This is a genomic window from Anabaena sp. CCY 9402-a (genome assembly GCF_963920945.1).
GTDB lineage: Bacteria > Cyanobacteriota > Cyanobacteriia > Cyanobacteriales > Nostocaceae > Trichormus > Trichormus minutissimus.
This window is the reverse complement of the sequence record NZ_CAWUDL010000224.1, coordinates 1-328: the sequence shown is the minus strand read 5'-3', so window position 1 is coordinate 328 and position 328 is coordinate 1. Positions and strand designations below refer to the sequence as shown.

At 43.0% G+C, this 328-nt stretch carries 1 protein-coding gene; it reads right to left on the bottom strand.

The features are described 5' to 3' along the window. Window positions 1–169 (bottom strand): glycine--tRNA ligase subunit alpha (locus ACM0OR_RS28400; RefSeq protein WP_414579743.1); only part of this gene is annotated, 169 nt, incomplete at its 3' end. Window positions 170–328: the final 159 nt, after the last annotated feature.

The window sequence follows — 328 nt, the reverse complement described above, 5'->3', positions numbered from 1 at the left end:
GACAAGGTTCAACATAAGAAACAGACCAAGGTTCAGGGCCTAAAGCGCGTAAGAAGGTCTGAGGATTTTTAGTACCGGCGCCCTTCTCCATATCGTAAGGCTGGGCAATCAAACAACCATGAGCAGACCAAAACTGATGCAAAGTAGCTATGACCGACTGAAAATTCACGCTTTTTTCTCCTTGAGTCAGGACAGTGGATACAAAATTGTTGCCTAGAAAGCCCTACTGTAGCGAGTTTAGAGGAGACAGAAAAGAGTGAGGAAACTTTTTCAAAAAAAAGGAGTTGACAATAGTGGGGAGGTTAGATATATTGGATAAGTGCCTGAA